Below are 12,082 nucleotides of genomic sequence, written 5' to 3' on the forward strand. Positions count from 1 at the left end.
GAACGAAGTGCTAATTTAGCGAAGATATTTTCCGTAGCGGTTGTCTTCGTTATTTCGTTCGTTTTTTTCTTTTAAGCAAATATATTTGTTCCAGCCTTTATTTTTAATCGCTGGTTATCTGACTGTATGCTCACGAGAAGTAGAATAGAAACGGCAGGTGGGTTGATTTTTGTTAAAACGCCCTATTTGTTCAGAGACCTTAAATTCATACATTTGTGGTGATAATACTCAGTGGAAGATGAGAGTGAAGTTTCACATTTCTCTTTCTCATTATTTCAGGGGTAACTTCGTGAAATAAGCTCATTAATAATGCAAAATTCACTGAAGTTAACATTGCAATTCACTATAAAAAATTATATACTTCTCATGAACTTATTTTTTGTTATATTGTTAGTGATAAACTGGCTGACAGGCTAAAAATGGTGCTTTCGTTTTTAGAAGACTCTAGGTAACCAAAACTGATTGAAGCTTTACTTAACTTCTACTTAAAGGGTTAGGACCTCAGCCGTACTAACTTTCCCCCGTGGTAGAAAAATGATAAGAATTTTACTTATACTAGTCATTAGGGGGAGTTTTTATGGATACAATGGGAAGACATGTAATTGCTGAACTTTGGAATTGCAATGTAGAAATCTTAAATGATATGCCCTTGATAGAGCGAATCTTTGTTAATGCTGCACTAAAAGCTGGAGCAGAAATTCGGGAAGTGGCTTTTCATAAATTTGCACCACATGGTGTTAGTGGAGTGGTTATCATCTCTGAATCACACCTAACCATCCATAGTTTCCCTGAGCATGGTTATGCTAGTATCGATGTTTATACTTGTGGGGATATGATTGATCCAAATGTTGCTGCTGATTATATTCGAGTTGCATTAGAATGTAAGAAGTATGATAGAGTTGAGATGCCCCGTGGAATGGGGCCGATTAAGACAGAAAATATACATCGAGTATAATGAATTATTAGGAGACAGGTTGGTCTTATCTGATTAAGGTGAGAGTCAACCTTTTATATTTGGTGATTTTCTTTCTTCTGATGCTTAAATCATGGTACAATATAAGATAATTATATTTGCTGAGGTGTGAAAATGTCCCTTACTGATACAATAGCAAGGTATTTTAGTAATCATGCAGAAACAAGAGAAAATCATAAACTAGATACGTTAAAAACGAATTATTATAAAACGAATCAAGAAAAAGCTATCAACGCTTTAGAACAAATTTTTAACCAACCAGATAAATTTGAAATAACTTCTATTTCAAGAGAACGTGGAGAAATGAGTATTATTTCTAAACATGGGAAGAAGGTATTCATCGTTGCTACTGCTATAATGGTTCGACCATACCGAACAGCGGTTGACTTTTCTGTTACAACAGAATCCATTATTCCTTTTGATTTTGGTTATAGCAGTAATCTAATCAAGCAATTATACAACGAGCTTCAAAATGTATTGCCTTTAATAGAAGATGCACACTAACGATGGATTTTAACTGAATGGGGGTTGAATACGGTGAAATGTCCCAACTGCCAAAATAAAAATACAAAAGTTTTTGATTCACGTCCTACAGAAGAAGGGAAATCGATCCGCAGACGTAGAGAGTGCGAACAATGTGGATATCGGTTTACTACATTTGAAAGGATGGAGCAACAGCCATTAATTGTAGTAAAAAAAGATGGAACAAGACAAGAATTCTCTCGAGAGAAGCTGATTCGAGGATTGATTAGATCTTGTGAAAAGCGACCAGTACCGTTGGAGACAATAGAATCCATTGCCTCGGAAGTGGAAAGGGATCTACGAAATTCAGGTTCACCTGAAGTTGCTAGTAAAGAAGTAGGAGAAAAAGTGATGGATCTACTAGCAGATGTTGACGAAGTAGCCTATGTCCGCTTTGCTTCTGTTTATCGACAATTCAAAGACATCAGCGTATTTTTAAACGAATTAAAAGAATTAATCAATACAGATAAAAACAAAGCAGAATAAAATTTACTTTATCTTGATTTAAGGGTGAGCTATATTGAAATTTATTGGACAAATACTGCCTGTTGATGGATATTGTGTTCTATTAAAACAGGAATTACCAATTGATTATGCTAAATCATTAACACATTTATATCAACCGCTTATTGGTATTTCATCTGTGATGTTATATCAGACGCTGTTACATGAAACAGATTTTGATCAGGTGGACAATCCGCAAACACACCATACCCTAATGAACTACTTGAATATTCCCTTAGATGAAATTTATAAAGCAAGACGGAAACTAGAAGCAATCGGTCTATTAAACACGTATCGTAATAAGGAAGATAATGTTACTATCTTTACCTATGAATTAAATAGTCCTTTTTCCCCAAGTGATTTTTTCGAGGATGCGATGCTTTCGCAACTACTATATCATCAAATTGGTGACCAAAAGTTTAATATGCTAAAACAGCAGTTTGAACGCAAATCGGTGAATGGCTCAGGCGAAAAGATTACCGCTGCGTTTCATGATGTGTTTCAAACATTTACTCCAACTTTAGAAGTGGTGAAAACTTCAAATAATAAAGATGATCATTTAATGGAAGATAAAATAGATTTTTCTTGGATTTCTCAAATGCTAAAGCAGAGAATGATTCCTGTAGGCAAAGTGCTTACATCTGATAATAGAAAATTAATCTCGCAAATGATGACACTATATGATTTAGATCATTTTGAAATAGAGAAATCGGTGTTATGGGCATTAAATGAAGATAACATTTTAGATGATGAGGAATTTAAAACGGCTTGTCATGACTTATTTAAATCGAAGCATAATCAGAGTAAGATCCAATTAACAGAAAAACAGGTGCAACCTTCTATTAAGGAAGAAATAAAACCTGCTACAAAAGAAGAAAAACTTATCAATGAGCTAGAGACCATATCTCCAAAGCAATTATTAGAAGATTTATCAAGTGGTAATCAAGCATCTGAACAAGATATGAAGATTATCCGTGAAGTAATGACACAGCAAGGTTTACCTGCCCCGGTGATGAATGTATTAATACATTATGTATTATTGCAATCAAATATGAAACTATCAAAGGCTTACATGGAAAAAATAGCTAGTCACTGGTCACGTGCTCACTTACGTACAGCAAAAGAGGCAATGGAGTTTGCTAAGAAAGAAACCGATAAATTTCAACAAAAACAAAAAGCGCCTGCGTATAAGTCGTATAAGTCAGCTTATAAAAGAAAAGAATCGAAAGAAGTTGTCCCAGATTGGTTTAAAGAACGAAAGACAAGTAAAGCCCCAACACCTTCAACTACTGTTGAGCAAACTAAACCAATTTTTGACTTAGAAAAGGAAAAGGCTGAATTAGAAAGACTGCTTAGTCAAAAGGCGCAAAATAATCGATTTTAAGGATGATTAGTATGGAACCGATACAACAATCCTTATCCAAGTGGATGAAGGAAAATAAGAATTTTAAAGAAAACTACACTAAAATAAGAGACGAGGTACTAAATGACCTAGAGATAAAAGAATTCTTATCTCTTCATCCTGAATTAACTGATCGTGCTATCAATAAAGGTCTGGTCAAATTATACGAATATAAATCACAATCTAAACAATGTAATCAATGTAAGTCACTTGATTGCTGTAAAAATATGATAAAGGGATATTCTCCGATTTTATACGTTGATAATGGCGAGATTCATCTCACATATGAAAAATGTCATACACGTATCATGTATGATAGGGAACAGGTACAGCAAAAACTTGTTCAAAGTGTTCATATGCCGAAAGAAATACTGCAAGCTTCTATACAAAGCTTAGATAACAATGAAGATAGAGGAGAAGGTTTGAGTGCGTTATTTGACTTTATTAAGGAGACAGGCAGTCGTAAGCTTCCGCAAAAAGGAATTTACTTCTATGGACCGTTTGGTGTTGGGAAAACATATTTTCTTGGTGCGCTCGCAAACGAACTAAAGAAGTTTAATATTTCTTCTATGATGATATACATGCCTGAATTCGTAAGAGAAATTAAATCTTCCTTTAAAGATGATACGACAAACGACAAAATTGAATTGTTTAAAAAAGCAGATGTACTTATGTTAGATGATATTGGTGCTGAAATGCAATCTGCATGGTTCCGAGATGAAATCTTAGGCACGGTTCTGCAATATCGGATGATGGAGCAACTACCCGTTTTCTTTACTTCAAACTACAGTTTAGACCAACTAGAATCTGTCTTAGCTTCAACAAGGGATGGTGTAGAAGAAGTAAAAGCTGGAAGGATTATTGAACGTATTAAACAGGTAAGTAATGAAGTAGCTTTATTTGGCAAAAATAGAAGAAGATAGTAGAACTGGCTTTACAATAGCTAGTTCTTTTTTTTTTGTCATTTTTTATTTGGTTTAATTAATTATCTGATTATATCTTTAAATTGAATTTTTTATAATTATAAGACATAACCTTATTAGTGTACCATGTTTTTACATATTGAAATAACAAGAGGGGGTAGAAAAATGAAACGAAAGAAAGCACTATTACTGCTAGTACTAGCATTATTGCTTAGTATATTTCTAGCAGCATGTGCCGAGGAACCGGAAGATACGGCTTCACCGACGGATGATAGTACAGAAAAAGAGACAGATACAGAAAGTGGAAAATCAACCCAGGGAGCAGGTGAAAAGAATTCGGGAACAGGAGGGGGAGACCTAGTGATTGCTACGCTTTCTGATGCTGTTTCCATGGATCCTGCAGGGTCTAATGACAATCCATCAAGTAATGTCCAGGCAAATATTTTTGAATCCTTAACAAAGCAAGATCAAAATATGGAAGTACAACCAAGCCTTGCAGAAAGCTGGGAGGAAATTGATGAGGTAACATGGGAGTTTAAGCTACGTGAAGGAGTTACATTCCATGATGGGTCTGAATTTAATGCAGAAGTGGTGAAAGCAAATATTGAGCGCCTGCTTGACCCTGAAGTTGCTTCACCCCGTGTATTTCTGTATGAAATGATTAGTAAGATCGAAGTAGTGGATGATTATACGGTACGTTTCGTTACAGAATATCCATTTTCTCCATTACCTGCACACTTAGCACATAGTGGCGGGGGAATGGTTTCTTTAGAGCAGATTGAAGCAGATTATGCTGCGATGGAAGAAGGCGAAGAGCCTGGTAGCGTTATTAACGGAAATCCGATTGGTACTGGCTTCTTTAAATTTGATGAATGGAGACCAGGTGAATTGCTTCGTCTCGTTCGAAATGATGATTATTGGGGTGAGCCTGCTAAATTAGATTCCGTTACGTTTAAAGTGGTTGATGAAACCCTGACTCGAGTAGCAGAGTTAGAAACTGGGGAAGCTCATATTGCTGATCCGATTAGTCCGAATAATATTGCTCAAATTGAAGCTACTGATGGAATTCATGTTTCTCAACAAGGAAGTGTAAGCTTATCTTATGTTGGGTTTAATATGGAAAAAGAACCATTCAATGATCCACTAGTTCGCCAAGCGATTAATATGGCAATTGATAAAGAGCAGATTATTAATGGTATATATGAAGGGGTAGGAACGCCTGCAATTGGTCCATTGGCACCTGACGTATTAGGATATGATCCAGATGCACCTGGGTTAGAGTATGATCCTGACAAGGCCCGCGAATTATTAGCAGAAGCTGGCTATGAAAATGGGTTTTCTACAACTTTATGGACAAATGATAATCAAGAGCGTATGGATGCTGCAACCAATATTCAAGCACAGTTAGCTGAATTTGGTATAGAAGTAGAAATTGAAGTAGTTGAGTGGGGAGCATATCTAGAGCAAACAGCAAACGGAGAACATGATATGTTTATCCTTGGATGGTCTACTGTAACAGGGGATGCCGATTATGGACTTTACCCTTTATTCCATTCAAATAATGTAGGAGAGCCAGGTAACCGTACATTTACAAAAGACCCTGAATTAGACGAATTGTTAGATCATGCAAGACAAGAAGGAGATCCAGAAACCCGTCAACAATTATATAGTGAAATTCAAGTGTTATTAACGGATATAGCTCCTATGCTATATATTCATCACCAAGACTTCTTGTTAGGGGTAAGTGATAAGGTGGAAGGCTTAACACAATCTCCAACTCAAATCTTACAATTACATGAAGTAACCATAACAGAATAAGCGCTCTAAAGCCCGACATGGATAATGAATATCCAGTCGGGCTTATATATTGTTAGGCTAACCGCAAAGTCGATAGAAAATGTTGATTAACTTAATTCAAAATATGTCTGACAAAGAAATCTAAACACACACTGGAAATATGCGCTCGTGATTTCCGCTGCGGGCAGTACGCTTTCCGCGGGCAACGCCTCAGCCTCGGGCCAACAGGATGTTGGTCATAAAGGCGTTGCCACAGGACGTGGCGTTCTTAGCCTTTGTTCCTTTACGCTTCCTGCGAGTCTTCGGCTGTTGCTTTTCCCGCAGGAGTCGACTGCCCTTCGCTCCAATCGCTTCATGTTTAATAGTTTCTTCTTATACATTGTTTAAAAGCACAAACCAGCGGAGGAAATACACGGAGACTCCTGCGGGAGGAAAAGCCTAGGTGAGACCCCGCAGTGCGTAAGCACGAGGAGGCTCAGCAGCGCCCGCGGAAAGCGTAGTGTATTTCCGGAGCGGTTTCCATGCACTAACTTGAATTAAATAAGTTCACAGTCTATCATAACTACAACGTACCCAATAACAATGAAACCAAAAACCTAGCAAAGGTATTCTCAAAAATAAAACTCCCTTACGCATTATAGAATAAGGGAGATTTACTTACCTAAGATACTGTGAGTGGACTGGGCTGGTGTGTTCCAGCTTCTATTTCTTCAATATGATGGCATGCTGCTTTATGGCCATCAAGCATTAGATTGGTCTGACGCAAGCTAGGTTCTTCCTGCCTGCATAGTTCGGTAGCGAAAGGACACCTTGTATGAAATCGGCATCCTTTTGGTGGATCAATAGGAGAAGGGACGTCTCCTTTTAAGATGATTCTCTGCGGTCTATTGTCAATATCGGTACTTGGAATAGCCGAAAGCAGCGCTCTCGTGTATGGATGCTTTGGATTTTCAAAAAGAGACTTTTTGTCAGCAATTTCGACTATCTTGCCGACATACATCACGATAATTCGGTCAGATATATGACGTACAACTCCTAAATCATGAGAAATAAAGATATAAGTTAGCTTAAATTCCCGCTGTAATTTGGTTAATAAGTTAATGACTTGAGCTTGAATAGATACGTCTAATGCTGAAACAGCTTCATCTGCAACAATTAGTTTTGGATTAACCGATAGAGCGCGTGCAATGCCAATCCTTTGCCTTTGCCCCCCACTAAATACATGAGGCATCCGGTCTGCTTGATGCGTCCCCAGTCCTACTGTTTCCAATAATTCAATCACTCTATTGCCTCGTTCCTTTTTAGGTACTACATTTTGGATTTCCAATGCTTCTGTAAGAATTTGTCTAACTGTTTGACGTGGATTAATAGAAGCATAAGGATCCTGAAATATAATCTGCATTTCCTTACGAATAGCGTTCATCTTTTTTTTACTGAAAGATAGTAAATCCTCCCCTCGAAACTCTACTTGACCACCAGACGGCTCATCTAGTCTTAGTATTGCTCGTCCGGTAGTAGATTTGCCACAACCGGATTCCCCAACAATACTAAGGGTTTCTCCCTCATAAACTTTAAATGATATATCATCTACAGCTTTCACGTGGTTAACTGTTCTTCCTAGAATACCTCCTTTAATTGGAAAGTATTGCTTTAAATTGGTAACTTTAAGTAGTACTTTCTGATTCTGCATGAAGATTCACCTCCGAATCACCATCCCATTCATCTGAGTAGATCCAGCATCGAATTTGATTTACATCGTTATATGTTTGTAGATCAGGCAGTTTAGATTTACAAAGCTCTGTTGCATATGAACATCGAGGAGCAAATCTGCATCCAGAAGGAATTTCATCTGGACTGGGTACAGTTCCTTTAATGACAGCCAGATCACCTTCCAAATCCCTGTCGTGTGTAGGGATGGATCGCATTAAACCAACAGTATAGGGATGTTTCGGATCTTTAAATAGTGATCGTTTATCTGCATATTCAACCACTTGACCACAATACATAACTGCTACATAATCACAGGTTTCTGCTACTACTCCAAGGTCATGTGTGATTAATAGGACACCCATGCCAAGTCTGCTCTGAAGGTCCTTAATAAGCTCTAAGATCTGAGCTTGAATCGTTACATCAAGTGCGGTAGTTGGTTCATCTGCTATCAGTAAATCTGGATTACATGCTAATGCCATTGCTATCATTACTCGTTGTCTCATCCCGCCAGAAAGTTCAAATGGGTACTGTTTAACGCGTTTTTCAGGTGATGGGATACCGACAAGCTTTAACATTTCAATTGCATGCTTTGTTGCTGCTTTTTTCTGTAAACCTTGGTGGATTTTATATGCTTCACTTATTTGCTGTCCTATCGTCATGGTAGGGTTTAGAGAGGTCATAGGTTCTTGGAAAATCATGGATATTTCATTCCCGCGAATTTTTCGCATGGCCGCCTCACTTTTACCTAAGAGATTCTTTCCTTTAAAAAGGATTTCGCCACCGATTATTTTTCCAGGACTTTCAATTAATCGTAGTATCGATAGGGAGGTGATACTTTTCCCTGATCCTGATTCTCCCACAATACCAAGGGTTTTTTGCCTTGGGATAGAAAAAGTTACGTCATCCACAGCCTTGACTTCGAAATCTCTCGTATAAAAGGAAGTCTGTAAGTTTTTAATTTCTAATATATTTTCTTCCGTGACTGCACGCATAGTTAATCTCCTTTCTGGATGATTAGTAGATACTAATCTAGATCAATTCGTTTATTTAGAAAGCGATAGGTGATGTCTACAAATAAATTAACGAATACAAATAATAACGCAATAACTAAAATCGTTCCTTGGACAATGGGAAAATCCCTAGCTGCAATGGCATCGATAACGAGCTTGCCCATGCCATTAATAGCGAAAACAGATTCAGTAATAGCTGCTCCTCCGAGGAGGCCGCCAAATTGTAATCCTACAACCGTTACAACAGGAATTAATGCGTTTTTTAGTGCATGACGATAAATGACAATCCGTTCCTTTACTCCTTTTGCTCTTGCTGTTCGGATATAATCTTGATTAATAACATCTAACATGCTCGAACGAGTCATTCTTGCAATAATAGCGGCACTTCCTGTCCCTAAAGTAATAACTGGTAATACTACTTGCTGGAAGCTTCCCCACCCAGAAGGTTTGAACCAGCTTGTTTTCTCTATGAAAGGTATCCAGCCAGGTAAGTCAAAGCCAATTGCAAACCACTGGATTAACATGAGACCTAACCAAAAGTTGGGCATCGATAGACCAAATAAAGCAATGAGCATAATGAATGTGTCTGATATTGTATACTTTTTAGTTGCAGAAATAACTCCAGCAATAAGCCCTATAAATACTGCCAAAATAGTACTATATATTGCCAGTTCTACGGTTACCCAGAACCTGGCTCCGACTTCTGCTGAAACATCGCGACCACTGCGAACAGAATTCCCTAAATCTCCTTGAACAGCATTTGTGACATATTTTAAATACTGTACATGCAATGGTTCATTTAAGCCTAATCGTTCTCTGATATTTTCTACTTGCTGTTCCGGCGCACTTTCACCGGCCATAATTTGAGCGGGGTCTCCAGGGACAAGATGCATCATACTAAAAACAAAGAGAGAAACACCAATAAGAACTGGGATGGTTTGGATTAATCTTCTAATAATATATTTAAACACACTTCATCTCCCTTTCTATTCCTTTGTCTTAGGATCGAAGGCATCTCTCAAACCATCTCCAAGCATGTTGAAGGCTAACACCACTACGACTATAGCTAACCCAGGAAATAACGCTACGTGAGGTGCGTTATAAAGATAGGATCGTCCATCACTTAGCATCGCACCCCATTCTGGATCTGGTGGTTGAGCTCCGAGTCCGAGAAAGGATAGCCCGCTTGCTGATAGAATTGCTGTGGCAATGTAGAGAGTGGCTTGAACAATAAGAGGTGATGTAATGTTCGGGAAAATATGTTTAAAAATTATTCTTATGTCTGATGCTCCTAGAGCTTTCATTGCATCTATGTATTCTAGTTTTTTGACGGATAGTGTGGAACCGCGTACAACTCTTGCGAATACCGGAATGGATGAAATAGCTACGGCGTAAACCACATTCATCGTGCTACCGCCAAGAATGGTTACGATGGCAAGTGCTAATAGAATGCCAGGGAAGGCAAGCAGAACATCCATTAGGCGCATAATGATACTGTCTATTCTTCCTCCATAATAGCCCGAGATTATCCCCAGTAATACTCCAACTGTTGCACCTAAAATTACAGAAGAGAATCCTATAAATAATGTGATACTTGTTCCGTGAATCACCCTGCTGAAAATATCGCGACCAAAGTTATCCGTTCCAAACCAATGATCACTAGAAGGTCCTTGTAGTTTATTAATAATATCCTGAGTATAAGGATCATAAGGAGCTATAATTGAACCGAAAATAGTAATGAAAATAAAAAGTATAATTAATATTCCACCTATCAATGCTGTTTTATTCCTCATAAATTTATAGAATAATACTCTACGATATTTTGCTTTTGGATTTAAGTCAGGGGGCATGGGAGAAAGGTTTGACCCATCCATTAGTTGTGATGTTTGCTTCATTGTTAAAACACCCTTTCTTGTTTTTTTCTATAAATAAACATATTAGGAGATACAAATGTTAATATTCTAAAACTTCTGTTGATTTATTATATGTAAATGATTTCTCGTTATTAATAGTTTCCAGTGATTTATCATTTTTCACTACATTTGTCCATATAATGTAACAGTTCGGTTGTGGATGAGGGTGATAGGTATTGCTGGAGGCTTATTTTGGGTCAGATAAAGAAGTACTTCGTTTTTGTGAGTATTTATTCGGAAAGTCAAATCAAATACAATTGCATTGGAAGTTGCATGAAGAATGGGGGAATCATATACAGATAGAAGAAAATATTCCTAGTAAACAATTAAAAGAGTTAATGGCAAATGCAATGGCACATGTTTTTATGGAAAATCGTTTAGGTAATATGATTCGCAGTACAATTAAAAAATATTATTATTATAGAGATACAGATGAGATTGAGCGAATATATGAAATCGCCAATTGGATAATTACTGGGGAGGATGATAGTAGTATTCAGATTAGAAAAACGAAAAAGGATGAGCCCTCTCAGTTGTTAGTTTCCTTGTTTATAGCTAATATGAAGAGTACTCGCATCTTCCATTATGATTCAATCATTAAATTTGGATTAGGTGTTTTCAAGGATTATTTGATTCATTATATTGGACTTGCTATCGATGAATTTAAGCGAGAAGAAGATCATCAGGAATTTGTTAATATGCTAAGGAATTATATATCTAAAAAGCAGCCGAAGATTCCTATGATCCATATTCTCCAGGGGAGTCATTTTACCTTTTATAAGGAAAGCGGAAAGATGTTCTCTGCTTTAGAGTTACGCACCATTATGCAAAATGAGCCGTTATATATTGTAGGTCTTGATGAGGACGAAATGAACTTGGCTCCATTGATTGCAATGTCACCTCAGCAAATAAAAATATACGGTGATGACCCATCAGAAGCAAAAACCCTGACAGTGATCAATGTATTTCAAGAAAGGGTTACATTTGAATCTGCCAATCATTTTCCGTTTCAATATTATTATAAAAATGAGCAGTAATAAGCTTGCGTATTGAATTCTAAACAGCTATAATACAAATTATAATATTAATCCGTAAAATAATTACAAGTTATGAGAAGGACATGATTATTTGGATAAGGATGACAAGAGATAGGAGTCATTGGCTGAGAGCTCCTACATCACTGCTGAATAATTACCACCTTTGAACTCTACTATGGAATTTATAGTATGTAGTAGCGTAAATCTGCGTTAAAGATTTAATGAAGCCGCATTAATGCGGGAATTAGGGTGGAACCACGGACGTTTAGACGCTCGTCCCTTTGCTGATTA

At 37.3% G+C, this 12,082-nt stretch carries 11 protein-coding genes and 1 other annotated feature; of the genes, 7 read left to right on the forward strand and 4 right to left on the reverse strand.

Annotation, left to right across the window (positions count from 1 at the left end; genetic code table 11):
- The first annotated feature begins 577 nt into the window (after window positions 1-577).
- From speD to D8M04_RS01060, 6 genes are all read left to right on the forward strand, one after another.
- A complete protein-coding gene (gene speD / locus D8M04_RS01035; protein WP_121520529.1) occupies window positions 578-955 on the forward strand; it encodes an adenosylmethionine decarboxylase in 378 nt (125 codons plus the stop codon).
- A gap of 132 nt (window positions 956-1,087) precedes the next feature.
- Window positions 1,088-1,477: a cytosolic protein gene (locus D8M04_RS01040; RefSeq protein WP_121520531.1), complete on the forward strand. Its 390-nt coding sequence runs from the start codon at window positions 1,088-1,090 to the stop codon at window positions 1,475-1,477.
- A gap of 33 nt (window positions 1,478-1,510) precedes the next feature.
- Window positions 1,511-1,981 (forward strand): transcriptional regulator NrdR, encoded by a 471-nt coding sequence (gene nrdR, locus D8M04_RS01045; RefSeq protein ID WP_121520533.1) that lies wholly within the window; start codon window positions 1,511-1,513, stop codon window positions 1,979-1,981.
- A gap of 34 nt (window positions 1,982-2,015) precedes the next feature.
- A complete protein-coding gene (locus tag D8M04_RS01050; protein ID WP_121520535.1) occupies window positions 2,016-3,383 on the forward strand; it encodes a replication initiation and membrane attachment family protein in 1,368 nt (455 codons plus the stop codon).
- A gap of 11 nt (window positions 3,384-3,394) precedes the next feature.
- Window positions 3,395-4,324, forward strand: a complete 930-nt coding sequence (gene dnaI, locus D8M04_RS01055) for a primosomal protein DnaI (RefSeq protein WP_121520538.1) — start codon at window positions 3,395-3,397, stop codon at window positions 4,322-4,324.
- Between the two features lie 165 nt (window positions 4,325-4,489).
- Window positions 4,490-6,142 (forward strand): glutathione ABC transporter substrate-binding protein, encoded by a 1,653-nt coding sequence (locus D8M04_RS01060; protein ID WP_121520540.1) that lies wholly within the window; start codon window positions 4,490-4,492, stop codon window positions 6,140-6,142.
- Window positions 6,143-6,782: 640 nt separating this feature from the next.
- On the opposite strand, the gene D8M04_RS01065 is transcribed toward D8M04_RS01060, so the two are convergent.
- Genes D8M04_RS01065 through nikC form a run of 4 tightly spaced genes read right to left on the reverse strand, consistent with a single transcriptional unit; the run spans window position 6,783 to window position 10,736 of the window.
- Window positions 6,783-7,811 carry an ABC transporter ATP-binding protein gene (locus D8M04_RS01065; protein WP_121520542.1) on the reverse strand — a complete coding sequence of 343 codons (1,029 nt, stop codon included), beginning with the start codon at window positions 7,809-7,811 and terminating at the stop codon, window positions 6,783-6,785.
- A complete protein-coding gene (locus D8M04_RS01070; RefSeq protein ID WP_121520544.1) occupies window positions 7,786-8,823 on the reverse strand; it encodes an ABC transporter ATP-binding protein in 1,038 nt (345 codons plus the stop codon). Before D8M04_RS01070 ends, D8M04_RS01065 begins: the two co-directional genes overlap by 26 nt.
- A gap of 32 nt (window positions 8,824-8,855) precedes the next feature.
- The gene (locus D8M04_RS01075; protein WP_121520547.1) at window positions 8,856-9,812 is read right to left on the reverse strand and encodes an ABC transporter permease; all 957 of its coding nucleotides are present in this window, start codon (window positions 9,810-9,812) and stop codon (window positions 8,856-8,858) included.
- Window positions 9,813-9,827: 15 nt separating this feature from the next.
- Complete coding sequence (nikC, locus tag D8M04_RS01080; protein ID WP_121520549.1) at window positions 9,828-10,736, reverse strand: nickel transporter permease; 909 nt, start codon at window positions 10,734-10,736, stop codon at window positions 9,828-9,830.
- 194 nt (window positions 10,737-10,930) lie between these two features.
- On the opposite strand from nikC, the gene ytxC reads away from it, so the two are divergent.
- On the forward strand, window positions 10,931-11,791 hold the full coding sequence (ytxC, locus tag D8M04_RS01085; RefSeq protein ID WP_121520551.1) for a sporulation protein YtxC: 861 nt from the start codon (window positions 10,931-10,933) through the stop codon (window positions 11,789-11,791).
- 63 nt (window positions 11,792-11,854) lie between these two features.
- Window positions 11,855-12,075: a binding site (T-box leader), on the forward strand.
- The last annotated feature ends 7 nt before the right edge of the window (window positions 12,076-12,082 follow it).

The organism is Oceanobacillus piezotolerans (assembly GCF_003665065.1).
GTDB classification, from domain to species: domain Bacteria; phylum Bacillota; class Bacilli; order Bacillales; family Amphibacillaceae; genus Oceanobacillus; species Oceanobacillus piezotolerans.

What these genes read in the sequence shown, in the direction of transcription:
- speD (WP_121520529.1), top strand. Translation starts at nt 578, where the DNA reads ATGGATACAATGGGAAGACATGTAATTGCTGAACTTTGGAATTGCAAT.
- D8M04_RS01040 (WP_121520531.1), top strand. Translation starts at nt 1,088, where the DNA reads ATGTCCCTTACTGATACAATAGCAAGGTATTTTAGTAATCATGCAGAA.
- dnaI (WP_121520538.1), top strand. Translation starts at nt 3,395, where the DNA reads ATGGAACCGATACAACAATCCTTATCCAAGTGGATGAAGGAAAATAAG.
- D8M04_RS01060 (WP_121520540.1), top strand. Translation starts at nt 4,490, where the DNA reads ATGAAACGAAAGAAAGCACTATTACTGCTAGTACTAGCATTATTGCTT.
- D8M04_RS01065 (WP_121520542.1), bottom strand. Translation starts at nt 7,811, where the DNA reads ATGCAGAATCAGAAAGTACTACTTAAAGTTACCAATTTAAAGCAATAC.
- D8M04_RS01070 (WP_121520544.1), bottom strand. Translation starts at nt 8,823, where the DNA reads ATGCGTGCAGTCACGGAAGAAAATATATTAGAAATTAAAAACTTACAG.
- nikC (WP_121520549.1), bottom strand. Translation starts at nt 10,736, where the DNA reads ATGAAGCAAACATCACAACTAATGGATGGGTCAAACCTTTCTCCCATG.